Annotated in this window: 18 protein-coding genes and 2 pseudogenes; 4 read left to right on the top strand and 16 right to left on the bottom strand. The window is 72.4% G+C overall.

Annotated features, from left to right (window positions below):
• Nucleotides 1–682: 682 nt before the first annotated feature.
• From ACWCXH_RS37060 to ACWCXH_RS37035, 6 genes are all read right to left on the bottom strand, one after another.
• Nucleotides 683–1,255 carry a hypothetical protein gene (locus ACWCXH_RS37060; RefSeq protein WP_449805901.1) on the bottom strand — a complete coding sequence of 191 codons (573 nt, stop codon included), beginning with the start codon at nucleotides 1,253–1,255 and terminating at the stop codon, nucleotides 683–685.
• Nucleotides 1,252–2,649, bottom strand: a complete 1,398-nt coding sequence (locus ACWCXH_RS37055; protein WP_449805900.1) for a hypothetical protein — start codon at nucleotides 2,647–2,649, stop codon at nucleotides 1,252–1,254. The genes ACWCXH_RS37060 and ACWCXH_RS37055 overlap by 4 nt, the downstream gene beginning before the upstream one ends.
• Entirely contained in the window at nucleotides 2,646–3,455 is an 810-nt protein-coding gene (locus ACWCXH_RS37050) for an ABC transporter ATP-binding protein (RefSeq protein ID WP_449805899.1), read from the bottom strand. Before ACWCXH_RS37050 ends, ACWCXH_RS37055 begins: the two co-directional genes overlap by 4 nt.
• Before the next feature lie 32 nt (nucleotides 3,456–3,487).
• On the bottom strand, nucleotides 3,488–4,303 hold the full coding sequence (locus ACWCXH_RS37045) for a zf-HC2 domain-containing protein (protein ID WP_449805898.1): 816 nt from the start codon (nucleotides 4,301–4,303) through the stop codon (nucleotides 3,488–3,490).
• Nucleotides 4,300–4,860, bottom strand: coding sequence for an RNA polymerase sigma factor (locus tag ACWCXH_RS37040; protein WP_449805897.1), 561 nt, complete (start codon nucleotides 4,858–4,860; stop codon nucleotides 4,300–4,302). Before ACWCXH_RS37040 ends, ACWCXH_RS37045 begins: the two co-directional genes overlap by 4 nt.
• A 105-nt stretch (nucleotides 4,861–4,965) precedes the next feature.
• The gene (locus ACWCXH_RS37035) at nucleotides 4,966–7,395 is read right to left on the bottom strand and encodes a SpoIIE family protein phosphatase (protein ID WP_449805896.1); all 2,430 of its coding nucleotides are present in this window, start codon (nucleotides 7,393–7,395) and stop codon (nucleotides 4,966–4,968) included.
• A 301-nt stretch (nucleotides 7,396–7,696) separates the two neighbouring features.
• Here ACWCXH_RS37035 and ACWCXH_RS37030 point away from each other — a divergent pair, with 301 nt between their 5' ends.
• From ACWCXH_RS37030 to ACWCXH_RS37015, 4 genes are all read left to right on the top strand, one after another.
• Nucleotides 7,697–8,800 (top strand): PP2C family protein-serine/threonine phosphatase, encoded by a 1,104-nt coding sequence (locus ACWCXH_RS37030; protein WP_449805895.1) that lies wholly within the window; start codon nucleotides 7,697–7,699, stop codon nucleotides 8,798–8,800.
• Between the two features lie 270 nt (nucleotides 8,801–9,070).
• Complete coding sequence (locus tag ACWCXH_RS37025) at nucleotides 9,071–10,234, top strand: PP2C family protein-serine/threonine phosphatase (RefSeq protein WP_449805894.1); 1,164 nt, start codon at nucleotides 9,071–9,073, stop codon at nucleotides 10,232–10,234.
• 15 nt (nucleotides 10,235–10,249) lie between these two features.
• Nucleotides 10,250–10,456, top strand: a complete 207-nt coding sequence (locus ACWCXH_RS37020; protein WP_449805893.1) for a hypothetical protein — start codon at nucleotides 10,250–10,252, stop codon at nucleotides 10,454–10,456.
• 445 nt (nucleotides 10,457–10,901) lie between these two features.
• Nucleotides 10,902–11,903, top strand: coding sequence for a polyprenyl synthetase family protein (locus tag ACWCXH_RS37015; RefSeq protein WP_449805892.1), 1,002 nt, complete (start codon nucleotides 10,902–10,904; stop codon nucleotides 11,901–11,903).
• Between the two features lie 95 nt (nucleotides 11,904–11,998).
• Here the strand turns inward: ACWCXH_RS37015 and ACWCXH_RS37010 are convergent, their stop codons facing one another.
• From ACWCXH_RS37010 to ACWCXH_RS36965, 10 genes and pseudogenes are all read right to left on the bottom strand, one after another.
• Nucleotides 11,999–12,205 carry a hypothetical protein gene (locus ACWCXH_RS37010; protein ID WP_449805891.1) on the bottom strand — a complete coding sequence of 69 codons (207 nt, stop codon included), beginning with the start codon at nucleotides 12,203–12,205 and terminating at the stop codon, nucleotides 11,999–12,001.
• 157 nt (nucleotides 12,206–12,362) lie between these two features.
• A pseudogene (locus tag ACWCXH_RS37005) lies at nucleotides 12,363–13,469 on the bottom strand (ATP-binding SpoIIE family protein phosphatase); the annotation flags it as partial.
• Nucleotides 13,470–13,682: 213 nt separating this feature from the next.
• A pseudogene (locus ACWCXH_RS37000) lies at nucleotides 13,683–14,186 on the bottom strand (ATP-binding cassette domain-containing protein); the annotation flags it as partial.
• 26 nt (nucleotides 14,187–14,212) lie between these two features.
• Nucleotides 14,213–14,395, bottom strand: coding sequence for a hypothetical protein (locus ACWCXH_RS36995; protein WP_449805890.1), 183 nt, complete (start codon nucleotides 14,393–14,395; stop codon nucleotides 14,213–14,215).
• Between the two features lie 552 nt (nucleotides 14,396–14,947).
• The gene (locus ACWCXH_RS36990) at nucleotides 14,948–17,461 is read right to left on the bottom strand and encodes a DUF4132 domain-containing protein (protein ID WP_449805889.1); all 2,514 of its coding nucleotides are present in this window, start codon (nucleotides 17,459–17,461) and stop codon (nucleotides 14,948–14,950) included.
• Entirely contained in the window at nucleotides 17,462–17,857 is a 396-nt protein-coding gene (locus ACWCXH_RS36985; protein WP_449805888.1) for a hypothetical protein, read from the bottom strand.
• A gap of 133 nt (nucleotides 17,858–17,990) precedes the next feature.
• Nucleotides 17,991–19,214, bottom strand: a complete 1,224-nt coding sequence (locus ACWCXH_RS36980) for a TIGR02679 family protein (RefSeq protein ID WP_449805887.1) — start codon at nucleotides 19,212–19,214, stop codon at nucleotides 17,991–17,993.
• The gene (locus ACWCXH_RS36975; RefSeq protein WP_449805886.1) at nucleotides 19,211–23,299 is read right to left on the bottom strand and encodes a TIGR02680 family protein; all 4,089 of its coding nucleotides are present in this window, start codon (nucleotides 23,297–23,299) and stop codon (nucleotides 19,211–19,213) included. Before ACWCXH_RS36975 ends, ACWCXH_RS36980 begins: the two co-directional genes overlap by 4 nt.
• On the bottom strand, nucleotides 23,299–24,531 hold the full coding sequence (locus ACWCXH_RS36970) for a TIGR02678 family protein (protein WP_449805885.1): 1,233 nt from the start codon (nucleotides 24,529–24,531) through the stop codon (nucleotides 23,299–23,301). The genes ACWCXH_RS36975 and ACWCXH_RS36970 overlap by 1 nt, the downstream gene beginning before the upstream one ends.
• A gap of 34 nt (nucleotides 24,532–24,565) precedes the next feature.
• The gene (locus tag ACWCXH_RS36965) at nucleotides 24,566–26,080 is read right to left on the bottom strand and encodes a TIGR02677 family protein (RefSeq protein ID WP_449805902.1); all 1,515 of its coding nucleotides are present in this window, start codon (nucleotides 26,078–26,080) and stop codon (nucleotides 24,566–24,568) included.
• Nucleotides 26,081–26,391 lie beyond the last annotated feature (311 nt).

Raw genomic sequence — 26,391 nt, 5'->3', positions numbered from 1 at the left:
CCGGGGATGTCAACATATCTGGCGTTGACTTTTGGCACGCTGTTGAGTTCTCAAGGAACGGACACTTCCTTCGGACCGCCTTCCAGCGGGCCCTCTGGGCGCTTCGTTCTTTCGTGTTTCCAGCTTACCAGATGTTTTCCGCTCCGTTTTCCGGGGCTTCGTCATCCAATTTGCCGGTGTCTTACCGGAGCTTTACGCCCCGTCCGACGGTCCAAACTCTAGCCGATCCCCGCTCCAAGAAGCGAATCCAGCCACAATCCCGATAAACACACATGCCGAATACACGCCGAGCCACGACAAGACGCGACCCGGCCCGAGCCGGGAAGTGGTGTTTCAGGGGATCGGCCGCTCCGGGACCGTCCGCGCCGATGCGTGTCCGGTTCTCCCTGCCAAGCGACTGGTAGACAGTACTCCTCCTCCGCGTCCGAGACAAACGGCCCCTCGGCCCGTCTGACGGACGACCGGGTTCACGCCGGTCAGTGACCGTCGCCGAAGTGGTAAAGGAGGGAGCCGGCCACCATCGGCGCCGATAGCGTGACCGCATGTGGGGGATTTCTGGCTCGGGCTGCATGGTCGCCCTGCGGACGGCCGTGTCCTACGCCTGGTTCGGTGGCCCCGCCAAGGCATGCTGCAGCAGGTCGCGCAGTGCCGTGGCGGGGCGCGGGCGCGGGGCGTGCCCCCGTTATCGCCTCGGTCCTGCTGCGGCGTACAGCACGGTGCCGGTCGCCAGCAGGGCCCACGCGGTCGCGGCGGACATCGTCGTGGCGGGGGAAATGATCATCCAGTCGCCCACCTCTCCCGCGATGCCGGGCGGAACCGGGACAAGGAGGGTGAACGCGAGCCAGCCGGTCGGCAGGGTCCACGCGAACTGTGCGCCGCACAGCACCGCACCGAGCGCGGCCAGGCCGACCAGGCCCGCGCTGTCCCGGACCACGGCCTCGGTGGGGGCGAGCTCCACTCCCGCCGCCCGGACCGCCAGCAGCGCCGCCCCGGCGACCGCCCCGATCAGCAGCACGTGTGCCGTCCGGCGGGGTGCCCACCGGATCGCGGCCGTGCTCTCCAGTGCGACGTCCTGCCCACCGAGCCCGACGGAAGCGGCCGCCACGTTCGCGGTGAGGACCACGACCGCGATCCCCAGGTCCATCGGGCCCGCGCCGTCCTGGTGGAAGGCCCACGCGGCCAGCGCGACGAGCAGGACCGCGGCGGCAGAGGCGGGCACCTGCCGTGAACGCGCGTACAAGGTCAGCCACCTCATCGCGACGTCTCCCCCGCCAGCACCGAAAGCTCGTTGTACCCCGTGCAGGAGAGGGCGGCGGTGTGCACCTCGGCGATCCGCGAGCGCTGCTCGGCCGGTGGCAGCGCCATCAGCCGCTGCCAGACGACGTCGGCGTCCGCCCATGTACGTTGCGAGTACGCGTAGGTGTCCGGCTGCTGCAGCGGTTTGAACTGGTGATCGCCCAAGGCCCAGCTCGCGGCGATGCTCTGTACGGGGATGTCGACCTGGCCCCTGCCCTCCCAGGGGGTGCGCGGTCCGCAGTTGGGTGCCAGGCCCTGGGCGACCAGGAGGCGGGTCAGTTCGTCGCCTGACGCCTTGGCGATCAGCGGGTCGTCGAAGTCGATCAGCACCGCGTCGCCGGAGAGTTCGCGGTTGTCGCCGAGCGCGCGCAGCTCGGTGTCCTCCCGCACCGAGTTCGGCGCCTGGTCGCCCAGGGCGTCGTGCAGCACGCGCAGCGCGTCCTTGCCGCGCGGCGCGAGTTCGGCCAGGTGTGAGCGGTTGGCCTGCGTCACGCACACCGGTCCGTCGCAGAGCAGGGTGGCGGCGGCCTTGTCGACGACGTAGGTGTCGCGCGGAGTGGCCGGGAGGATCAGCAGGGCCAGGGCCGCGCCGGCCAGGACGGGGGCCACCGCGAGCAGTCGGGCCCGGCGGGTCGCGGCCGACAGCAGTGCGAAGCCGGTGGCGAGCAGGCCGAGCAGCCAGAGCGTCTGGCCGAGGTGCACGGAGCCGGACAGGGTCAGCAGCATCTCCCGCGGCTCCGAGGTCACCGGGAACAGCAGGGCGAGCCGGTTCGGCGCGCTGCTCGATGGCAGTGCGCTCTCATTGCTCTGCCGCAGGAGGAGGGCCGTCAGCAGGAGGAACACCGTCAGGGCCGGCGGGGTGAGCACGGAGGGCACGGCCCGCGCGACGCCCATGCCGAACACGGCCCCCGCGACGAGGGACAGCGCCGCCACCAGCGAGATCGGCAGCCAGCCGAGACTCGTGTAGGAGGTGGCGCCGAGGCCCACCTGGACTCCGCCCACGAGGACGAGGAGACCGAAGCCCGACGCCAGCACGAGTGCCGTCGCGCCGGCCGGCAGCGCCGCACGGCGCCAGGCCGGCAGCGGCGTGGTCGTCAGCAGTTCGGCCATCCGCGAGCGGGAGTCGCGCAGCCCGTACACCGCCCCCATGCCCACCACGAGCGGCCACCAGAAGCCCAGCAGGTACCGGGTCCACATGGCCATGGAGGTCCACTGGGCCGTCCATCCCGCGTCGCCCTGCCACCAGATCCCGTCGATCAGGCAGAAGACCGCCAGACTGCCTCCCAGGACGACGAGGCCAGGCCACGGGGCGACGGAGCGCTTCAGCTCGATACGCAGCACCCGCCCGTTCACCAGGTACCTCCCGGCTGCCCGGAGGTGCGGAGCAGCGCCGAGTAGCCGCGCTCCAGGGGGCTGTCGCCCGGGTACTCGGGGCCGCCCGCCGAGGCCAGGTCGTCCGGCGTGCCCTGGAAGACGAGGCGGCCGTCGGCGAAGAGGACCACGTCGGAGCAGGCGGCCGCGACGTCCTCGACCAGGTGGGTGGAGACGACCACACAGGTGTCGCGGCCCAGTTCCTGGAGCAGCTCGCGAAAGCGCAGCCGCTGCGCCGGGTCCAGGCCGACTGTCGGCTCGTCCAGCAGCAGCACCGCGGGGTCGTTGACGATGGCCTGGGCGATGCCGGCGCGCCGCACCATGCCGCCGGACAGGGTCTTCATCCGGTGGTCGGCGCGGTCCGCCAGTCCGACTCGTTCCACCGCCCGCTGGACGGCCTCGGGGACGTCCGCCTTGGGAACCTCCTTCAGCCAGGCCATGTACTCAACGAACTCGCGCACCGTGAAGCGCTTGTAGTAGCCGAAGTCCTGCGGCAGGTAGCCGATTTGGCGGCGCAGGGCCCGGTGGTCGACCATCGCGCCCACGCAGGTGCCGAGCATCTCCAGTTCGCCCCCGGTGGGGCGCAGCACGGTGGCCAGCGTCCGGATCAGGGTGGTCTTTCCCGCTCCGTTGGGTCCGAGGAGGCCGTGGGTGCCGGTGCCCAGGGAGAGGTCGAGTCCGTCGACGGCCATTTTCTTGCGTCCGACGCGTACTCTCAGGCCGCTGGCGCGGATCTCCCAGGCGTAGGTTTTCGGCGCGGTGTCGGCCGCGCTCGTGGTGGGCGTCATGCGGTGGTCCCTTTCGAGGGTCGATGATGGTTTCACTGCGTTGAGTACGCGTTTCTGCGGGCGATCACGGCGCCGATGCCGAGCGCGAGGAGCAGTCCCCACACGGGAAGCTGGTCCGGCCGCAGGACGAAGGGGAAGCGGCCGGTGACCCACGCGGGTACCGCGACGACGGCGCCCCACGCGGCCATCAGCCCGACGGCGGCGCGGGTCACGCCGACCACGCTGCCCAGCGCCAGGGCGGCGGAGGTGAAGGCCAGGGAGGGCAGCAGCCACTGCGCGGCCGTCATGGTTCCGGTCAGCCATCCCCCCACCAGGAGCCCGGGCAGGACCACCACGAGAACCGCCGTGGTGCGCCTGAGGAGCAGGGGCAGGCCGGCTCGGGCGGTCGAGGCCGTCAGTTCGTGCGCCGGGTCCAGGCCGCGTGACCACGATGCGGCGACACCGCACAGCGGCAGCACGGGCGCGATCGCCAACACGGGAGAGGTGTCGCCGGAGAACGTCGGCGGCGCGACCGCGTCCAGCAGCAGCGCCATCAGGGTGACGACGACGGTCATGGCCAACCACGGGGCCATGGCCGGCGTCAGCCAGGCCGCCACCCACCTCGGGCTGTGCCGCCGCGAGGGTGCCCTGACGGCCGCGTCCAACTGCGGTTCCAGACCGGCCCGGACGGTGTCGACGAGCGCGGCGACGCCGGGTGCCTCGGTGGCCACGGAGGCCGCCAAGCGGCTCCGGCACGGCGCGCACGTCTCCAGATGGGCCTCCAGCGCCCATACCGTGTCCGCCGCGATCGTCGTGTCACCACGTGCGTAGTCGTCGATCAACCGCATCGACGCGTGTTCCCCGCTCATGCCAGTGCCTCCCGCATCGCGATCCGGGCCCGGCGGGCGCGTGTCTTGACCGTGCCCTCGGGCAGTCTCAGCAGCACGGCGGTCTCCCGGACGGAGAGCCCGTCGAGCACCGTGGCCTGCAGTACCTCTCGGAGTTCCGGCGCCAGTCGCCGCAGCGCGTCGCCGACGTCGCCGCCGACGGTCCCGGCGAGTGCCTCTTCCTCCGCCGCGGGCACCACCGTCCGCCCGGCGGCGGCGACCGGCGGTTCGGCGTGGTGGGCGCGGCGCCGGAACGCGTCGACGAGGCGGCGCGCCGCGATCGTCCACAGCCATCCGACGGCCGTCCCGCCGACCGTGCTCCCGGCGAACGCGCCGGCCGCGCGCCACACCGCCAGATAGGTCTCCTGCATGACCTCGGCGACGATCTGCTCGTCCGCGCAGCGGCGGCGCAGCCGCACCGCCAGCCACGGCGACGTGCGCCGGTACAACTCGTCGAACGCCCCGCGGTCACCTCTGGCCACCAGCCGGAGGAGGCGTTCCTCGTCCAGCTCGTCCAGTGCTCTCCTGCGTGATCTCACACCAGCCAGACGCCCGCTGCGGCGCCCAGGTTCTACAGATGTAGTGACCTGCGTCACAGTGCCGCGTGCGAAGGCTCGCGCCCCCGCGGCCCTTCGGGCGGGCCGTCACCGCACCTCGGCGGCCCCGATGGGCAGCGGCTGCTCGGCCCAGATGACTTTCCCGGTACCGGTGTTGCGGGTGCCCCAGCGGTCGGTGAGCTGGGCGACGAGCATCAGGCCGCGTCCGCCTTCGTCGAAGGTGCGGGCGCGGCGCAGGTGGGGGGCGGTGCTGCTGCCGTCGGCGACCTCGCAGACCAGCGTCCGCTCCTTGATGAGCCGAAGCCGGATGGGCGGGGCCGCGTACCGGATCGCGTTGGTGACCAGCTCGCTGACGACGAGTTCGGTGACGAAGGCGAGTTCGTCCAGGCCCCAGGCGTGGAGTTGGGCCGTCGCCCGGGCGCGGGCCTCGGCAACGACGGCAGGATCTCTGGGCAGGTCCCACTCCGCGACGTGCTCGGTGTCCAGGGCCCGGGTCCGGGCGATGAGCAGCGCGACGTCGTCCGGGTAGTGCTCGGCGAGCATGGCCTTGAGTACCAGGTCGCAGGTGCTCTCCAGGGAGGGCACCGCACTGCCGAGCGCGGTGAGCAGGGCGTCGAGTCCGACGTCCACATCACGGTGCCGGGTCTCGATGAGGCCGTCCGTGTAGAGCGCGAGGAGGCTGCCCTCCGGAAGCCGGCGGTCGACGGATTCGAAGGGAAGTCCCCCCAGTCCCAGGGGCGGGCCGGTGGGCAGGGGCAGGAAGCTCACGTTGCCGTCGGGGGTGACCACGGCCGGATGGGGATGGCCGGCGCTGGCCAGGGAGCACATGCGGGAAACCGGATCGTAGACCGCGTAGAGGCAGGTGGCGCCGAAATCCGCGGCGGGCGCCTGCGCGTCGGTGGTGTGTCCGGTGCCGAGCCGGATCACCAGGTCGTCCAGGTGGGCGAGCAACTCGTCCGGGGCGAGGTCGACGTCGGCGAGGGTGCGGACCGCCGTACGCAGGCGGCCCATCGCGGCGGAGGCGTGGACGCCGCGGCCGACGACGTCGCCGACGACCAGGGCGACGCGGGCTCCGGAGAGCGGGATGACGTCGTACCAGTCGCCGCCGACGCCGACCCGGGAGTCGGCGGGCAGGTAGCGGCCGGCGACTTCCACGGCGGCCTGCTCGGACAGTTTCTGGGGCAGCAGGCTGTGCTGGAGCGTGAGGGCGGTGGTGCGTTCGCGGGTGTAGCGGCGGGCGTTGTCGATGCAGACGGCGGCGCGGGTCGCGAGTTCCTCGGCGATCCGCAGGTCGTCCGGGCCGTACGGAGCGGTGTGGGGCGCCAGGCGGGCGCACAGGACGGCGCCGAGGTTCGTGCCGCGGGCGCGCAGCGGCAGCGCGAGCACCGAGTGGGGGTCGTACCTGCGCACCCAGGCGGCCCGGTCCGGGTCCTCGGCCAGCCAACGGGTGACCTCGGGATCGGTGATGCGGTGGACGACGCCCTGGCCGGTGACGAGACAGCGGGCGACCGGCGAGGACTCCGGGTAGCGCGCGGTACGGCCGACCTCCACCGCCGGGGGCACGCTGGCACACACGGCCGTCCGCCTCAGCAGGAGGTGGGCTTCGGCCGGGATCGGAGCCGGCTCCTCGCCGCGCAGTACCGGTTCGAGCAGGTCGACCGCGACGAAGTCGCCGCATGCGGGCACGGCGATGTCGGCCAGTTCCTGGGTCGTACGGACCACGTCCAGGCTGCTGCCGATGCTCCTGGTGGCCTGGTCCAGGAGCGCGAGACGCTCACGGGCGGCGGCCTGCTCGGAGAAGTCGAGCCTGGCCATCTGGACGCCGTGCACCGTCCCGGCCGGATCCCTGAGCGGAGCGAAGTGGACGATCCAGGCGTGCGGAAGGAGTTCTCCCGGGACACGGACGAAGTTCTCGACGTGCTCGGGCGCGCCGGTCGCCGCCACGCGGTCGACGTAGCTTTCGGGAAGCCGGAACGCCGGATCGGGCATGTGCTCGGTGATCCTCAGGCCCCGGACCTCCTGTTCGGAGGCGGCGAGCTGGCGGGCCATGGGCCCGTTGATGCGCAGGAACCGGCCGTCGGTGTCGTAGATCGCGAGAGCGAACGGAGACTGGTCGAACGCCCAGCGGAGCAGCCTGTCGTTCTCGCGGTCGTCCTCCTCCGACGGCGGGACGGCCGGCAGCGGTTCGGCCTCGCACAGCCAGCCGGCCCGCCCGTCACCCGTGGGCAGCGGACGTGCGCGTAGCGTGCATTCCACCCGGTGGCCGTCGCGGTGACGGAGGGCGACCCGCCCGGCCCACTCCTGCTGCGCGGCGAGCCGCTCGCGGGCGGACGCGGGCGGGCCGGCGGCGAGCAGTGCCGTGGCGGGCCGTCCCACGACCTCGGCGGCCGAGTAGCCGAGCAGGTCGCGCGCACCGGAACTCCAACCCGTGAGCCCCCCGTCGGGTGCTGCCACCGCGACCGCCCGGGCCGAGGCGAAGGCGGCATCGGGCCCGCTGGTACCGGCCTGGGCGTTCATGGTCGACCACCTCGCCTTCCAACCCCCCACCCGACCAGGATCCCCCGGCGAGGCCGGTGACGCACCGGTCCGCGTTTCCGCGGCTCGTCGAAGCGCACGGCGACGGCCCCCGGGTTCGTGCCGGCCCCGGCGACCGCACAGCGGCGTCGGTGGAAGCGGCGACCGCTTGTGGAGAGAAGCGGGTGGTTCGTGGGCTACGGGTGAACGGCGATAGGATTACCCAAGTCGGTCGCCTGGCTTGGGGCCCAGGCTGCTGCTCGACCTGTGTGACGCCGGGAGCGGCACGGTGGCGAGGTCTCCTGTGAAGCGCAGAGTCCCGCACAGCGCTGGTACGCGGGCCAGGTTCCTGCCCGCACTGCCTGCTCTGCTGCTGTTCGTCGGCCTGCTCATCGGCCTCTTCACACCCCGCGATGTGAGGCCGGATGCCTTCTTCGCCACCGCCATGGTTGCTGCCGCCGCGCTGCTGCCCCTGTGGGGGACCGTGCTCATCGGAGTGGGCGCGTGCGGCATCTTCGTCGGCCTCATGGTGGACTTCGATGCGCTGCGGGATGCGACCGCCTACTCCGAACTGGCCTCCCTCCTGGCGATCGCGGTGTTCGCCGTCTTCCTCAACCGCCTGCTGAACCGACGCGCCCATCAGCTGGTGCAGGTCCGCTCGGTGGCTGAGGCCGCCCAGCTGGCGGTGCTGCATCCGGTACCACGCCACCTCGGGCACGTCACGCTCGAGAGCCTCTACCTGGCCGCCGCGGCGGAGGCCCGGATCGGCGGCGACCTGTACGAGGCGATACACACCCCGCACGGCGTACGGCTGCTCATCGGCGACGTACGCGGCAAGGGCCTGCTCGCGGTGCAGACAGCCGCGGCGCTGCTCAGCGCCTTCCGCGAGGCTGCCCACGACGCGCCCGACCTGCCCCGCCTCGCGTGCCGCCTGGAGACGAGCATGAGCCGCCACGCCTCCCAGTACCCGGGGGTCCCGGGCTCGGAGATCGCTGAACGTTTCATCACCGCGCTCCTCGCCGAGATCCCGGACGACGAGGCGGTCGTCCGGACCGTCACCTGCGGCCACCCGCCCCCACTGCTGCTGCACCGCGGTGGGGTCCGGCAGCTTCAGCCCGCCGCTCCCTCGCCGCCGCTCAACCTGGGCATGCTGGCGAGCGACGGGTACCACGTCGACCTCGCCCCCTTCCAGCCCGGAGACCAGCTCCTGCTGTACACCGACGGGGTCACGGAGACCCGCGACTGCTCCGGCGCCTTCTACCCCCTCACCGAACGCATCCGCTCGTGGAGCGGCGAGGCGCCCCACCAGCTCCTCGATCACCTCCACCGCGACCTGGTCGCCTACAGCGGCGGCGAGCTCAACGACGACATCGCTGCCCTCGTCGCCCGGCGACGTCCAGGCCACTGAGTCTGAGGTGAGGCTCCGACCCGTGCAGGTTCCAGGCGCCGGAACTCGTTCGAGGTGCCCGAAGCCGGTGTCCCGGGCGGGCGACGACTTCGCCCCTCGGCGGCCGGCCCACCGGTTCCGGCCGAGATCGCGACACCGAGTGCCGCGGCGTCGACGTCGCACGATTCGTCGTCGGTCATTCGAAGGTCATTCGAAACGGCGCCCTCACTCCGCGTTCGCCGGCGACGCGGGAGAGGTGCACGGTAAACGGGAGAGGTGCACAGTAAAAGGGTGAGTCTCGGGCGGCGCCTCGCCGGTCTGGAGCAGCAGTGGCGATCGTCCCATGCGCTGCTGGTGATTCCGCTTGTGCTCATCGTGGTGATCACAGTGGTGGACCTCCATTCCCCCGCGGACGTCCATCTCGGGCCGGCTCTGGTCATCGCGCCCGCGATCACCGCGTCGTTCGCCGGCCCCCGGTTGACCGGGGCCATGGGAATGCTGGCCCTGGCCGCCCAGGTGATCATCGGTGTCTTCCACGGCGGACTGACCACGACGAACCACCTGGTGCAGATCGCCACCCTCGCCGTGCTGTCGGTCCTGGTCGTCTGCTTCTGTCTGGTCCGCGAGCGGCGCGATCGCCAGTTGGCCAAGGTGCGGTCCGTGTCCGAGGCCGCGCAGCACGTCCTGTTGTGGCCGCTGCCCGACCAGATCGGCCCGCTGCAGATCTCCTGCCTCTACCTGGCCGCCGAGGAAGAGGCCCGGATCGGAGGTGACCTGTACGCGGCCACCCGCACCGAAGACGGGGTCCGCGTGATGATCGGCGACGTCAGGGGCAAGGGCCTGCCGGCGGTCGGAGAGGCCGCGATCCTGCTCGGAGCCTTCCGCGAGGCCGCGCACCAGCACGCGGACCTTCCCGCGCTGGCCGCAGCCCTGGAGCACAGCATCAGCCGCTACGAGGCCGAGTTCGCGACCCCGGACGGCGACGCGGGAGAACACTTCGCCACCGCTCTGCTGCTGGAGATCCCCGACGGCAGCTCCGCCACCCAGATGATCAGCTGCGGGCACCCCCCGCCTCTGCTTCTCACTCCGGACCACTCGGTCTCCCCCCTGAGCCTGCACCCCGCGCCTCCACTGGGTGTGGCCGCGATGGCGGCGGCAGACCACACCCCCGATGTGGCCGCCTTCCAGGCCGGCGACACCCTGCTCCTCTACACCGACGGCGTCATCGAAGCCCGCGACCACGCCGGCGACTTCTACCCTCTCCCGGAACGGATCGCCGACTGGACGGACAGCGCTCCCGATGTGCTCCTGCACCACATCCGCCGCGATCTCCTCGCCTACGTCGGCGGGCGGCTCAACGACGACGCCGCGCTCGTCGCCATCCACCGCCCGCCCGCTCCACATCCCGGCCACCGTCTGGGAAAGGCCATCCACCAGGGCGACAGCCGCCAGTAAGTACGCCCACCCGTGGTGTGGCGCACTGCATCAGCCATCCGCAACGGCGGCTTCGAAGACGCGGTCATCAAGACCCGTGCCGCGCTCGACGCGGTGCGGGAGGCCTGCGACACCAAGAAGCGGTACAGCGACGCCTCCGAGAAGGAGGCACAGGAGCGCGACCAGGCCGATCGGCGGGTGATGCTCATCCGGTCCACGCCGACGACGGTGCTCGGTGCCTGAGCGGGGCGAGGCGGGCCACGGCCTCATCCACCACCTCGTACGGTGTGACATGCCGCCATTGGCGTAATGGACGGTTTGGGAGGTTTGGCCGGTCACGCTTTGCTCGTTGATCACGGTCGCGCCAGGAGCCCGTGTGCACAGGTCGCGTGCACGACTTCGAGCGGGCGGGCTACACCACGGTGTCGGGGTACGCGAAGAACCCACCAGGGAGCAGCCCTGCTCGTCACGGGCGGACAGCCGTCACCCGATCAGGGCACCCTGGCGGGTCCTCAGCACGACCGAAGGCTGCATGTGAGCGGAAGGAAGTCCGGTGAGCGCAGAGACGGAGACGGACGCCGTCCGACAACGCATCGACCACGCAACCACACGCATCAATCACTACATCGGCCGTCTGTGCCCGAACACGCCGACGGGTTCGTGTGCCACGTGGCTGCCGCCCGCTCACATGCCCGAGTCCGCCGGTGCGAGCAGCCGGGGCCTCGCCGGGCGCCTGCACCGGGCGCTGACCGCCCCTGTCCGCCATCTGACCAACGCCGGAGGGCAGCGGTGGCGGCCCGTGCTGGCCTGGGAGGCCACCGGCCTGCTGGGTGGGGACAGCGAGCGCTGCGGACTGTTGATCGCGGCGGTGGAACTGCTGCACACCGGCTCCCTCATCGTCGACGACGTCCAGGACGCCTCACCGCTGCGCCGCGGACGACCGGCGGTGCACACCGTGTTCGGCATGCCGACGGCGGTGAACGCCGGTACCGCGGCCTACTTCCTGTGGGACCGGGCGGTCCAGCTCACCTTCCCCGATGATGCCGCGCGGTGCGGAGAGCTGCGGGCTCTGGCTCTGAGCCTCCTGCGGGCAGCGCACGCCGGCCAGGCACTGGACATCCACGGCCACCGTGAGGAGATGGACGAGGCCGTGACCGGAGGCGACCGGCACGCCGTACTCGACATGGTCCGTCTGACTCACCGGCTGAAGTCCGGCGCCCCGGCCGCAGGAGCCTTGGAGGCGGCCGGAGTCGTCACCGGTGCCGGGCCGGAACTGCGCGGAGCACTGGCGGCTTTCGGCTCAGCGGTGGGCACGGCCTACCAGATCGCCGACGATGTCGCTGATCTGCGTGGCGTCATGAGGGACGGGGTGCCGACGAAACAGGCCGCCGAGGACCTGCGCGGCGGAAAGGTCACCATGCCGCTGGCGCACGCCGTGGGTCGGTTACCGCAGCGACAGCTGATCCTGCTCTGGCAGCAGCTTCGGGAGGGCTCGGGCAGCGCCGGAGCAGTGGCCGAGGCGTACCGGGAACTCGACTCGTGCGGAGCGGTGAAAGCCTGTCTGGACGAGGCCGACCAGTTGATGAGCAACGCGTGGATGCAGTTGGAGCCGCTGCTTCCGTCCGCGGGCCGCAGTCGCTTGCTGTACGAGCTGGCCGCATCAGTCGTCCGGTTCGACCGGGTCGCCTGAGGCGGGAAAGCCGCGACCTTCAGGCCGGCAGCGATCACCCCGCTGCCACCACGCCCGAACCGCTCAGCGGCATCGAGCCGCACCCGATTCCGACACTAGGTGCCGTACGAGGTACCCAGGTAGCTGAGCTGCCGGTCGCCGACCGCCCGGCGCAGCAGGTCCATGTCCCGGGCGACGTTCGCGGTGGAGATGTGGGGCAGCAGCGCGGCGTTGCGGGCCGCGCACTGCCGACCGAGGCGCTGGCAGGCGTCCGCCCAGGCCCGCTGCTCGAGGTGCGAGTCATGCGGGTGCCCTTTCGTCATCGTGCCGGGCAGTCGCGCACTCCTGGGTTACGGCGCACCTCCCGGCACGTCCCACCGTTGCGCACCGCGCTGGCACACCACTGGCAGACCGCTGGCAGACTCCCCCGCTCAAGCGCCGGCGGCTGCTCCCCCGCACGACGTCGACAGGACCAGCGGATCAGAGTGGCTGCTCCGCCCAGATGATCTTGGAAGCGGGGGTGTACCGGGTACCCCAGCGCTCGGCGAGCTGGGCGACGAGGAACAGTCCACGTCCGCCTTCGTCCGTGGCCGCGGCGTAGTGCAGATGCGGGGAGGTGCTGCTGGTGTCCGAAACCTCGCAGATCAGCGTGCGATCCCGCAGAAGGCGGACGCTGATCGGTTCACTGCCGTAGCGGATCGCATTGGTGATGAGCTCGCTGAGGATCAGCTCCGTGGTGAACGCCATCTCCTCCAGCCCCCACTCGGCCAACTGCCGCGTGGCCGAGGCCCGGATGCCGGCCACGGCGGCCGGATCCATCGGGACGTCCCACTGGGCGATTCGACCGGCCGACAACGCACGGGCGCGCGCCACGAGGAGGACGACGTCGTCCGTCGAGTTCGCGGGCAGCAGCGCCTCGAGCACCGCGTCGCAGGTCTCCTCCGGCGTCCTGTCGGCCTCGGCCAAGGTGCTGCGCAGGAGTTCGAGTCCATGGTCGATGTCCCGTCGGCGGTCCTCGACGAGGCCGTTGGTGTACAGGACCAGCTTGCTGCCCTCGGGCACCTGCAGTTGCACGGTCTCGAAGGGCAGGCCGCCCACGCCGAGCGGCGGTCCGGCCGGCAGGTCGAGGTATTCCACCGTGCCGTCGGGCGCCATGAGCGCGGGCGGGAGATGGCCGGCCCGGGCCAGCTCGCAGCACCTCGACACCGGGTCGTAGATCGCGTACAGGCAGGTGGCTCCGGTGATCCCGGGATCGCCACGCGTGGTGGCCTCGTCCTTGTCGATCCGGTTGACCAGTTCGTCGAGGTGCGCAAGGAGATCGTCGGGGGGCAGGTCCAGCATGGAGAAGTTGTGCACGGCCGTCCTGAGACGGCCCATGGTGGCGGCCGCGTGCACACCGTGCCCGACGATGTCTCCGACGACCAGCGCGACGCGCGTGCCGGACAAGGGGATGACATCGAACCAGTCTCCGCCCACACCCGACTGCGCGGGCAGGTAGCGGTAGGCGACATCGAGAGCGTCCTGCTCGGGCAGCCCACGGGGCAGCAGGCTCTGCTGCAGGGTCACGGCCATGCTGTGGTCGCCCGTGACGGCCGAGATGATCTGCTCCTGAGTGGCGAACCTCGTGTCGAAGAAACCACCGTTGCGACCGAGGCGCAGCACCACCACCCGGTCGGCGACCGCCCGCACGTTCTCCAGGTCGTGGCTGACGATCAGCACGCCGAGCTGGTGCGCCCGCAGGCGTTCTACCAGTTCCAGGACCAGCGCGGTCTGTCCGACCCCGAGGGCCGCGGTGGGCTCGTCCAGGATCACGATCCGGGGCTTGCCGATCATCGCGCGCGCAATGGCGACGGTCTGACGCTGGCCGCCGGAGAGCGAGCCGACCGGAACGCGCAGACTGGGGATCCGGATGGACAGGGTGCGCAGCAGCTCGCGGCAGCGCCTCTCCATCTCGACCTCGTCGAGGATGCCGAATCTGCCCAGCTCACGACCGAGGAAGAGATTGGCGACCGTATCGAGGTTGTCGCACAGCGACAGGTCCTGGTGGACGGTGGCGATGCCGAGGTTCTGGGCGTCGATCGGCCTGCGGAGGTCGACTCGTCGGCCCTCCCACTCGATCACTCCGGTGTCCGGCGTGGACACCCCGGAGACGATCTTGACCAGCGTGGACTTGCCGGCACCGTTGTCCCCGACCAGCGCGACGACCTCCCCCTCCTCGATGTCGAGGCCGACGTCGCTCAGCGCCTGTACGGCGCCGAACCGCTTGGAGACGCCGCGTACGGCCAGCAGGGGCGTGCGTGCCACGGAAACGGTCTCCTTCCCGTCGCAGGTCACCGGGGTGCGGACCGGACCAGCAGCAGCGCGACGTCGTCGGTGCGGTGCGCCGTGCCGATGACGATCCGAGCAGTGACTGTCATGGCCAGTTCGAGAAGTTGCCGGTCCTCCGACAGCGGGCAGAGGCCGCCGATGTGCGCGTCGAACCGGTCCGGCGCCGACCGCAGGATCTGCGCCACCCCCGCAGGACCGCGCCCTGCCATCGCGCCGGCGCCCTCACGTCCGGGCCGCGACGCCGAATCCCATGACATGCCCATTACGAGAACCTCACTCGAGCCGACCGGTGAACCCGCAGCCCCCATCCCATACTGGCCCGACCTGGCACCATACGTCCCGTCGCCCGTTTCGCGGCCCGCAGTGAAAGCTTCCCGGCTTGCCGGGGAGACCTTGGTTTGCCTCGGTGCCGCACCCGCGTGGCCTCCCGAACCACGCCCGGCGGGCACCGACCGGCCAGGTCGCGGTACCAGGCGCATGACGCCTTCCGAGTGCGGCGCCGAGGCTCGCAGTCACCGGACGACCGCAGAGAGACGCAGCGCACCTGTTGTCGGCCCCCGACATCGCAGCACGCAACCGCTCGCACCCCTTCCCAGTGCGGCCGGGAGCGGCCTGGCAGATGCGCCTCGTCGGATTCGCTCCCGACCGTGGGACGGGCCTCCTGCCAATGACGAAAGCCCCGCTGCCTGGCGCTTCGTCCAGTCAGCGGGGCTCCGGCCTGCCGGTGGCGCCGGCGGTCAGCGCCGGACCAGTTGGCTGGTGATGGTCGGGTCGGTGATCGCGGTGTCGCGGGCCAGCAGCAGCGCCTTGCTGAGGATGACCGCCAGCATGGGGTCGCCCTCGAACGGCAGGTACGCCTGTCCGTCAGTCGGACTGTCAGGGCTGGGCACGATGCACAGATAGGTGTCGTCGGGCGCCATCAGGATGTTGCCCGAGCCCAGGTGGATCCGGTACGTGCGCAGTTCGCCGCGGACCTCCAGGAAGCGGCCGTCCACCGTACAGCGGTCCCCGACCGCCAGCCGGGGCAGCAGCCGGGCCAGCAACTCGCCGCGCTCACGGGCGCTCTGCGACAGCTCGCCGAAGCTGTACGACTGCCAGTAGTCGCGGTACCGGCCCTCCGGTCCGCCGTCCGACCAGGTCGGGTCGTTGCCGACGCTCGTCACGCCGACGAACAGGTCGACATCGCGCAGCACTTCGCTCAGTACCAGCGGCGGCACCTCGGTGAGCGGCACCGGCTCGACCGGTTGCAGTCCGGGCCGCATGACCGGACCGTACTGGCCGCTGCCCGCGTGGGTGAAGCTCTCCGGCGCGTCGATCGGGTAGAAGCGCACCTGGTCGGTGCCCAGGTGGGCGAAGTTCGCCCGCCAGTCGGCGTCCATGCCGTGCACCCGGAACTCGGCCCGCAACCCCCACTCGGGCAGCAGCCGCTTCGGGGCGGCGAAGGAGTTGTCCACCGCGAGCTGCAGCTGGCTGTGCCAGCCCCGTGCGGCGGCCAGGGCGTGGAACCGGTGCTGGCGCAGGACGTGCGCGGCGAAGCGGTTGGAGTACACCTCGGTGCGCTCCTCGGCGGCGGTGAGCAGGTACACCTCCCGGTGCGCCTGCTTGAACGGCTGGACGACTCCGTGGCGCTCCAGCACGGCGCGCCAGGCGAGCACGCTCTCGGCCGGGCAGGCGACCGGGTGCCACAGCTCGACCGACGCGTCGGCGGCGGGCGCGAGTTCGTCGCCGGTCACGGTGCGCAGGGCGCCGTCCAGCCAGGCGCACGCCGTGCCGTCCACGGTCCAGATCAGCCGGCGGGCCAGGGTGCCGACCAGCGGGTGGTCCAGGAGGCGCTGCCGCCAGGGGCCGTACCGCCAGCTGCGCCGCGCCAGGAACTGCCGGTCCAGCCGCTCGGACTGCGCGGCGAGCATCTTCTCCAGGTCCTTGACCGAGGCCTTGAACTCCTTGAGCTGGTCCGCGTGTTCACGGCGCACCGCGGCGGGCGGGGTCTTCACCGCGCGGCCGGCCTCGTTGTACCAGGTCTGGCGGATCCGGGAACCCTCCACCACCAGCTCCACCCGGGCCTCGCCGAACCGCTCGACGCGCCCGCCGGTGTCGGTCAACCCGTAGGAGGGGACGGAGAGTTCCTCGATCTCGACCCGAGTGAGGCCGAGCTCGGCGGCCCGGTCCCGGAGCGCCTTGTCCAGCTCCTTGACGGTGCCCTTGTACGTCACCCTGGTGGTGAGGACGGCCAGTTGGGCCAGACCGTCCTCACCGTCCAGACGGGCGAGGGAGTGCACGGCGGCATTGGCCACCTTGGGCGCGCGGGGGCCGATGCCCGGTGCCCTGCGCAGCGCGGACTCGACCAGCCGGGCCAGCACCCGGGCGGTGTCCGGATGGGCCGGGGTCAGGGCCAGCAGCAGGGCGAGTCCGCGCAGCACGTCCAGGTTGTGGGGGTCGAACTGGTCGACTCCTGCGCCACGCGGCTCCGCGACCAGGTCGAGGGTGCGCGGGCTGCCGACCAGCGAGAGCCATTCGGTGATCCGCTCGCGGGCCCGCTCGGGGCCGACCGCGTCGATCAGCGCGCGCCCGGTCCGTTCCCAACGCGCGTTCGGCTTCGGGGACTTGACCTGGAGGGCGTGCTTGACCAGGTCCATCCACGGCCGGTCGGTGCCCCCGGACGCACCGGGCTCGTCGAGGGCGGCCAGGACCCGGTCGGCCCAGGCCTCGCCGGGGCTGAGCAGCGGCTCGGGCAGCGCGGCCGCGAGGTCGATGACGAGGCTGTAGTGAGGCCGGACCATCAGCGCGGACCGGCGCACGGCGGCGACCACCGCACCGTCGACCGGGCGGCCGGCCTCCAGCTCGTCGCTGATCAGTCGCTCGGCCGCGTGCAGTTCGGCGAGGTGCCACTGGCGGCCCATCAGGTGGAGCCGGTCCTCGCGGAGCTCGCGGGGCCGCCCCTGCGGAAAGCCCTGGGAGACCATCGAGGCCAGCCGGATCAGCGCGCTGCGCCGCTGTTCCGACTCATCGGTCTGCACGGGCCGCCAGAGCATCAGCATCCAGCTCATCAGGCTCGCCACCAGCGCGGCCCGGGTGTTGCGGTGCAGCTCCAGCACCCGCTCGCGGGCGGGCACCACGCGCTCGGCGGACCAGTCGCCCCCGACGGCGGTGTCGACCTCCGTCAGCGCCCTGGTGATCGCGTCCACGTCCCCGGTGTCGAGCGCGTCGAGCAGCCGCCCGACGGCGGGGTCGAGCAGTTCGGTCGTTGTCATTCAGCCACCTACCAGCGGAACAAGTTTCAGGAAGCACACCTCGGTGTCGGTGCGCAGGTCCAGCTCGGCGTCCAGCTCCTCGACCTGGCGGTCGCCGACGAGCACCAGGAACCCGTTGCGGCCGAACGCCTCGACCGCGCTCAGGAACTGTCGCTCGGGGTCGACCGCGTGGTCCGGCGCCCGCAGCCGGTACCCGTTCAGGGGCGACTCGGCCTGGGTCGGCTGCACCAGACCGTGGAACACCTCGGGGCGGCGGGCGTTGTGCTCGGCCACCTCCTGGACCACCCGGCGGCGGATCAGCTCGCGCAGCGTCAACCGCTCCTCGTCGACGGCGAGCCTCCCGGCGTCCCGTCGCAGCCCTGATGTCGTCTCGTCGACGAAGGTCACTGTCGCCATGCCGCAGACCATAGCCCCCGGCGCCGACAGCCGGTCCTGCGGGAAGCCGCGGCGGACCCGCGCGAGGTCTTCGCGGGGTCCTTCCACATCGCCGAGGGCCATGACCGAACCCCTCGGCCCGGTGGACGGGGTGTCATCGCCTCCCCTCTGCCAGGTCGTCCAGGAGTACGTCGGCGACCACCTCCTCGACGACGGCCGTCCGCAGCTCGGCCATCGCTTCGGCGAGGACCGGGTCCCACGGTGCGGGCGTGAGGCGTCCGGGATCCGGGCCCGTGGGGAGCCGGCCCACGGCCGATCGGTAGTCCGCGGCTGCCATGCGCCAGGGGACGGCTCCGGTCTTGGCAAGGACGTGGGCCGCGATGCGGATGCCCTCGCCGTCGAAGTCGCCGTGGTAGTGCAGGGAGGCACCGTCGTCCGCGAGTCGGCGCAGCAGGTGGAGCACGGCGGTGTTGGGCCAGCCTGAGGTGCAGACGAGCGGCGGGCAGTGGGGGCCGAAGCGTCGGAGCGCGAGGGCGAGCACGCTGGGGTTCTCGGTGATGTGCACCGGCCCTGCGGGGCCGGTGAATTCGCCGGGTGAGCGTAGTTGGGCGAGGGTGAAGCTGACGGGGTGCCCGGCTGCGGCACAGATGCGGGAGATCCTGGCGACCGGACCTCCGCCCTCGGGGCGGAGACCGGCAGCGAGCACGGTGGCGGAGAGTTCGTCGTCGGCGACCCCGGCCCGGGTCCAGAGCGCGCGCCGGGTTTCCGCGCTGTCCGGCAGGTCGGTGCCGTACTGCACCGCCAGGGCGCGTAGGACGAGGGCGGACAGCCGTGTCCCGTCGTCGAGGGCGTGGGAGTCGCCGTCGAGGAGACGTGCGGCGAGGACCGGAAGTGGCTCGCCGTCGGCCGGGAGTGCGGCGAGGACGGTCAGCGCAGCGGACAGGAGGGTCCGGGTCCGGTCGGGTGAGCCGTCGACGAGGCCGCCCGCACGCAGGTGGCCGGCCCATTCCATGAGGACGGGCTGGGCGGCGACCACCTCGTGCCCGGCCAACCACCCCCACAGGGCGTCGCGTTGGCCGGCCTTGTGTTCGCGCTCGGCGGCCCGGTCGTGGACGGGGCCGAGGATCGCGCTCACCACCTCCCGGACAGACCGGCCGCAGGCGTCCACCACGGCGGTTTCGAGTCCGGCGAGAGAAATCGTCGGTTCGGCCCCGGGCAGCCGGTCGAGCCCGAGGAGGTCGGCCAGGGCCTCCTGTCCGGCGTCGTCGAGCGGCCCGAGCCGCACCCGGCTGACGGGGCGGCCGGTCGACAGGCGGTCGTGGACGGCCGACCAGAGGGGCCGGAGTTCGGGGAGGTCGAGGCGGTGGCGGTCCGTCATGTCGGCTCGTCCGTGTCGGTGTCGTCGGGCAGCAGGTCGGTGCCCGTCCAGGTGAAGCGGGCGCTGGTGACGGCGTCGTCACCGTCACCGCCGGTGATCAGCTGGTGGACGGCGATGCCGGAGAGCTCCCGGTAGGTGCACCACTCGTGGTCGGAGGTGAGTACCAGGTCGAGGTCGAGCGCTGCGAGGAGGGCGAAGACCTGCCCGCGGTTGACGGTGTCGACGCCGACGAAGACCTCGTCGAGCAGGATCAGCCGTGGGGACCGCGGCACCGCCTCGTAGTGGGCGGCCACGGCGGCGAAGAGCGGCAGGTGGAGGGCGATGGCCTTCTCGCCGCCCGAGAGCGCGCCGTGGAGCTTCCTGGTGAGCAGTTGCCAGCCGGCGCCGTTGGCGCGGTCGAGCTTGACGACGAACTGGTGCCAGGCGGTGTAGTCGAGGACCTGGGCGAGCTGTTCCTCCCATGTGGCGGCGGTGTTGCGGGTCTTGGCCTCCTCGATGCGGCCCCGGAAGAAGGCGTGCAGGGCCTCGCGGTCGGCCTCGGTGATCCGGGCCGGGTCCTTGAGCAGCAGCTCACGGGCCGTCCGGGTGCCGGCGGGCAGGTCGGGGTGGATCTGCCAGACCAGGCGGACGGCCACCCGGGAGGCGGTGCGGACCCGTTCGAGGTGGCCGTTCATCCGCTCGACGAGTTCACCGGCCTGGCGGATGCGGGAGGCGAGGTGGCGCCGGGTGGCGCCGGTGAGGGTCCGGTCGAAGAGACCGCGTTCGGCGGCGGTGATGTCGTCCTGGCTGCGGTCACGGTCGTTGGTGAGGATGGCGAGGAGGCCGGTCGCGCCGACCCGGATGCCGTCGACGGTGGCGGTGAGGACGTGGATGTCCTCGTCGGCCTCGAGTTCGAGGTCGGCGCGGCTGCTGAGGCTCTGGCGGGCGCGGTGGACGGCTTCGGACAGGCGGTTCAGCGAGTCGCCGAGGTTCCTGGTGCCGTGCGGCAGGTTGGGCCACGTGGCGGCGGTCTCGCGGGCCGCTTCGAGGGTGGCGCGGGTGCCGTCCGCGGAGGTGAGGACGAGACCGAGGCCCGCGTCCTCGGGGAGACCGAGGACGCACAGGCGCCGGAAGGCACGGGCGGCCCCGTTGCGGGCCGCCACGGCGTCGTCACGCCGGGCCGCGTCCTGGGCCGTGGTGGCGCTCAGCGAGCCGATCCGGCCTTCCAGCGCGATGAGTGCCCGAGTGCCGGCATCGATCTCGCGGCGGGTCCGGTCGAGCGACGTCCGCAGGTCGCCGATCCGGGCGGCCACCTGGCGGTAGTCCTCGCCGACGGTGCTCTCGACGGCCCGGAGCGTGGATCGGAGCCCTCGGGCAGTGGCGTCGGCCTCCTCGGCTTCGGCCACGCTCTCCGCGGCGGCCGCCCGGGAGGCCTCGGCATGGGTGCGGGCGGTGTCCCAGGCGTGGTGGGCGGCCACCCAGGCGAGGTGGGCGTCCAGCCAGACGTCGGTCTGTTCGCGCAGCGCGTCGACGGCCGTGGCGGTGGCGTCCAGGGCGGTGCGTTCGGCCGGCAGGGCGTGCTCGGCCGAGGCGACGGCGAGGGTGCGGAGCGCGGACGCGACGGTCTCCTCCTGCCTCGCGAGCCGCTCGACGGCCTCGCGTACGGAGTCCTCGCGGGCGCCCACCTCGGACTCGGACTTCTCCCAGGCGCGCCTGGCCTGGTCGACCTCCCGGTGGTGCGGCCGGGACCGCAGGTCGGCGCCGAGGCGCAGCCGGCGGTCGGCGAGGGTGTGCAGCCGCGCTTCGAACCCGGTGACGTCGGTGTTGGCCTCGGCCAGTTCGGCGGAGAGTTCGGTGATCCGCCGCTGCCTGGCGCGTTCCCTGGCCGCGGCGCCGATGTGGCTGGACTCCTCCTTCGTCCACGTACCGGTGGCCGTCGCGAGCCGCCAGCTTCCGTCGGCCGCCACGGCGGCCGGGTGTCCCGCGGGGAGCGTGGAGCCGTAGGCGATGCCGGCGAGCAGCCGCCGTACCTGACCGGCCGGCACCGGGCCGTCGGGTTCGGGAGACAGGACGTCGAGCAGGGAGGGGCCCGGTGCGGGAGTGGCCGACGCCGGGTCGGCCAGTGTGTCGTGGCCGGGGACGGCGATGCCCCCGTCGGGGGTCATCCAGGCGTCCAGCAGGCCCGCCGCTTCCAGAGCCGCTTCGATGCCGGCCTGGTCGGCGGGCGGTACATGCGGCTGGAACACCAGCAGTCGCCACAACGGCGCCCCCGGCAGGGCCGACCGGTCGGCCGTGCGGGTGCGTGGTGGGAGCGGCGGGAGGTCGGCCGCGGCCGCGGTGCGTTCCAGCTCCTCGGCGATCCGGTCACGCCGGGCACGGGCGTCGTTCCGGCCGGCGCGGGCGGTCGTCTCGTCGGCGGTGAGGCTGCTCTCGACGGCGCGGGCGGCGGCTTCGACCAGCGCGAGGACGTCGGTCTCGACGGCGGCTCGGGAGGCGAGTTCCTCGGCGTCGTCGATGCGCAACTCGGTGCAGTCGGCCGTCGCCCACCGGCGCAGGAGGTCGGCGTGGGCGTCGACGGCGGTCTCGTACGCGCGGGCGTTCCCGTCGCGCCGCGCGGTCGCTTCGGCCAGCCGCCCGCGTGCCGTGTCGAGGTGGCCCTCCGCCGCCGTCCGGTCCCCGACGGAACGCTCGTGGCGCTCCACGGCGGCGCGGACCCGGGTGATCTGGCCGTGCCGCGAGGCGACCGCACCACGGAGCAGGCGGCGTGCGGCGCGCCCCTGCTCCTCCGCGTCGCCGGACGGACCCGGTGCGGTGCCGAGCATCGCCTGCACCTCGGTGCAGAGGGACTCCATGGCTGCCCGCCGCGCCGCGCCGCGGGCATCCTCCCGGGCGGCGGCGGTGTGCTCGGCCCGCTGCTCCGAGCGCAGCCGCGCCTCGTCGGCACGCTCGGCGTCCTCGGTGGCCGTGCCGGCCTTCCGGTCGGCGGCGGCGAGGAGGCGGGCGGCGGTCCGGGCGGCGTGGTCGGCGCGGCGGCGGAGCTGGTCGAGTTCCTGACCCTGCCGGTAGATCTCGGAGTCGAGAAGCCCCTCGATGGCGCCGTCGATCTCCTGCACCCGGTGTTCGAGTTCCTCCTTCGCACTCCTGCTCTCCTCGCGCTCGCGCAGGGCTTCGGCGTGCTTCTCCTCGCTCTCCCTGGCGATTCGGGTCAGGTTGTCCATCTCGGTCGTCGCGGAGATGAGCGCGGCCGCCCCGGCGCGCAGGACGCGCTGGGCGTAGCCGCGTTGCTGGGCCGCGACGGCGGTGGCCGCGGCCACTTCGTCGTCCAGTGCCTTCAGGTGTTCGCGCTGGCGGTCCAGGCGCTCGAAGCCCTCGGCCAGTTCGGTGATCTCGCCCTGTCCGAGCGGGGGCAGGGCCCGGGAGAGCAGGGAGGACAGCAGCGACGGGTCGAGGCGCTCGGAGAGCTTGGGGGTGCGGAGCTGGAGCAGGGCGGTGATCAGGGCGTCGTAGCGCTGCTCGTTCAGCCCGGGGAAGAGCGTGCTCCGGACCGTGGTGCGGTAGTCGGCCGACGATCCGTGCAGCTCGCCACGGCCCTGCAGGGCTTCGGCCAGGGCTGCGCGGGTGAGCGGCTGGCCCGCCTCGTTGACCAGGGCGAGGCCGCCGGGGTGGTCGATCCGCGCGCCGGTGGTGAAGTAGTCGGCGGTGACACCGGTGGTGTGCACACTGGCCTGGAGCCTGGCACCGCAGGTGAACCAGGTGGGGCCGCCGCCGTCGTCGCGGACGAACTCCAGCCACACGTACCCGACCCGGGTCTTGCCCGACGCGCCCTCACCCATCAGGTTCCAGTGCATGGTGCGCTCGGAGCCGCCGAAGGTGGACAGCCGGTTGGGCCGCAGGCTGGCGTCGAGCAGGAACGGCAGCAGCACCTCCAGCGCCTTGGACTTGCCCGTGCCGTTCTGCCCGCGCAGGAGCAGCCGGCCCTCGTGGAACGTGAAGGTCTCGTCGTAGTAGCGCCAGACGTTGAGGATGCCGGCCCTGGAGGGCTGCCACCGCGCCCCTTCCGCCGTCGTCCGGAACGTGGCGGACTGCGGGAGTGGTGTCACGGTCATCAGCGATCCTCTCTGGTTCGTGTGGCGGCGCCCTCGGCCGTGGTGGCCCGGTACCGGAACGCCGCGGGCCGGGGGACGGTGCGGTCGCCGATCCGGCGGGCCAGGCCGAAGTCGGCGAGGACGCGGACGGCATCGGCGGTGAGGCGCTGGGCCCCGTCCTCCGACTGGTAGCTCTTCGCCCACGCCGGGAACCGCAGCAGCAGTTCGGTCGCCTCGGCGCCGAGCTGTTCCGGCGTCAGCCCGTCCGGAGCGGCCGTCAGCGGTTCCAGCAGGAGCAGGGCGGCGACGCGGGCCGTCGCGGAGTCGTCCGGGAAGCGGCTGTCGGTGGCGATCCCCTCCGGGTCGACGAGGAGCAGGCCGTCGGCCCGTTCCTCCAGCACGAAGCCGCCCTGCTCGGCCGCGCGCCGGACGATCTGGCGGCCCGTCGGCGAGGTGAGGTAGGCCAGTTCGTCGGCGGAGAGCTCGTCGTGGTGGAGGACGGGATCGTCGAGGAGCCTGCGCAGCACCGAGTGCCGCAGCCGCAGGTTGCGCTGCGCGTCGGAGGCGTCGGCACCTCCGTACCGGCTCTCGCGCACGGTGTCGCGCAGGAGTTCCTCGAACCGCAGCGCGGTCTCCTCCGCCGGTACGGCCAGCCGGGACGGCCCGACGGGCGCGGCGAGCAGCCGCATCAGCACCGTGGCGTCCACACGGTAGAGCACCTTGGCCTCCGCCGAGTCCGCGAAGCTCTCTGTGACGCCGTCCACGGTGAGAAGCGCGCCGCAGGACTCCAGCAGCTTGAGGACGTCGACGAACGCCATGCGCTCGGGCTTGCTCGCCGTGTCGAAGGGCGGCAGCGCCTCATCGGTGGCACAGGCTTGGACGACGCGGTCGGCGAGCAGGCCGACCGTCGTCACGGGGACCGGCAGCAGCTCGGCCGCGACGACGCACAGCAGGGTGTAGCGGCGGCGGTCGAACGGCGCCTTGCCGGAGCGCAGCCGGCGGGCGGGGCGCGAGGCGTCGGGGACGGTCCGGATCTTGAGCAGGCGCGCGTACCCCAGGCGCGGCTCGACCACCAGCTGCCAGCCGCAGTAGTAGTCGAACCACTTCGTCAGCGGGTCCTGCCGGCGGCGGATCAGCTCGAAGGCGGTCGGGTCGCCGCGCTCGGTGACCAGCGGCCGGCCGAGGAGCAGTCTGATGCCCCGGGCGACGTCCTGCCGCTCGGCCAGGACCAGTTGGTTCGCCAGGGTGCTCATGTTCGCCTCTTGATCGCTCGCCGGCTCCGCCCGCTCATCGCGCCTCCGGTCCAGCGGGCTCCCGCATGGTGCCCGGGCTGCGGATCTCCACCAGGTAGTCAGGCCCCTCCAGCCTTCCCCGGGACGTCCGCAGGACGGCCCGTCCGCCGCCGGGCAGCGGCCGGAGGACGACCTCGACGCGGCCGTCCGAGGTGACGGCCCGACGCGCACCGCTGGCGTCCGGTCGCACGGCCAGCGCCCGGCCGAGGAGGTCGAGCAGTCGCTCGAAGACCGAGTGGTCCAGCATGCCGAAACCGGACAGCCGCACGGGCCCGTCGGTGCCCAGGACGTCCCAGGCCGCTTCGAGTTCGGCGCGCTCCTTCCGGGCCCGCTCGGCCCGGGCCGCCTTGATCCCGCCGATGTCGCGCACCCTGCCTGTCCGCGTGAACCGTTCCGTGCGGCCACTGGTGCGCAGCAGGGCCGACACCTCCACCGGCGGGGCCTGGGCCCAGGTACCCGACGACGGCACCAACTCCTGGTCGGGGTGGGCGAGATGGGCGTGACGGGACGGGCCGAGGCCGAAGGCGGCCGCCCACAGGCGGTGCAGGTCGTCCTCGGTGGGCGCGGCGGCGAACCAGCGGGCCAGCTCCCGGAAGTCCTGGACGGCACTGGAGGAGCGACGTCGCGACTCGGTGATCCGGTCGAGGACCTGGAGGAGCGTCACGATCGCCCGCCGCGCCACGTCGTGCAGCTGCTCGACACGGGGACGCGCCCCGTCCGTCGGCCGGAACCACGCCCGCAGCCCTTCCCAGCGCGCCCGGCGCCGCTCCAGCCACGCCGGCGCGGGATCGCCGCCGGCGACCGGCGGCAGCTCGGCACCCCGCAACGCCCGCTCGTGCAGCGGGCTCACTCCGCGCCGCTCGACCCGCTCCACGGCGGAGGCGACCGCCTGCCCCCGCTGATCGAGGTTGACGAGGAACTCCTGGAGGTAGGCCACCGTCGCGGCCTTCACCTCCCGGAACGTCGCCAGGTCCGCGCCCTCGGCCCGCAGCAGGCGCTGCAACTCGCCGTTGAACGCCTTGGTGTTGGCCAGCAGCGCTTCCAGGTGCCCCTCCAGCTCCTGCAGCGTCGTGAACACCCGACGGTCCGAGGACGCGGGATCCCCCAGCAGGACGTACAGTTCGTCGAGCCGGTCCGTGATCGCCTCCAGCACCGCCGTCTGGAGCGCACCGGTCGAGGCGAGTACGGCAAGGGCGTGCTCGACCCCGGCGAACGCGGCCTCGCCGCGCCGGGTCAGCGAGTACTGGAGGTTGCGGCGCTCGTACTCCTCGGCAGTCCGGTAGTTCTCCGCGTGGTTCTGGACGACACCCAGCAGCTGCCACTCCCGCAGCTTGCGCAGCGCCTCCTGAAGATCGTCGTCGTGGATCGCGTCGAGCCAGCCCACCGTCCGCAGACGAGAGCGGACCTCGTCCAGCCCGAGAGCGGTCTCCAGCCGCTCGTTGGCCGCACCGAAGGCCTGGAGGATCGCGCCGTAGAGCTCGGCCTTGTCCCCCGTCGTGAACCGGAACATCTCCGGCGGCACCCTGCGCAACGGCTCCCCTCCCTCGGGCCCCAAGCCCCCGACGGACACCACAGTACGCGGACACACCGACAGGACCGACCCGGATCTCCCTGCCGGGCGCCGCACCGGGGAAACACGGGGCCCTCCGACCGGCCCGGTGACGCCTCACTGGGAAGACCCTTTGAGCCATTCCCAGTGAGCCGTGCCCAGGCATGGCGCTGGAATGCGAAGAACCCCCATCCGGAATCCGGATGGGGGTTCTTCAGAAGAATTGTTCGGCGGCGTCCTACTCTCCCACAGGGTCCCCCCTGCAGTACCAT

The organism is Kitasatospora sp. NPDC001660 (assembly GCF_053596725.1).
The sequence above is the reverse complement of the archived record's forward strand: the minus strand, read 5'-3'. Positions and strand labels throughout refer to the sequence as shown.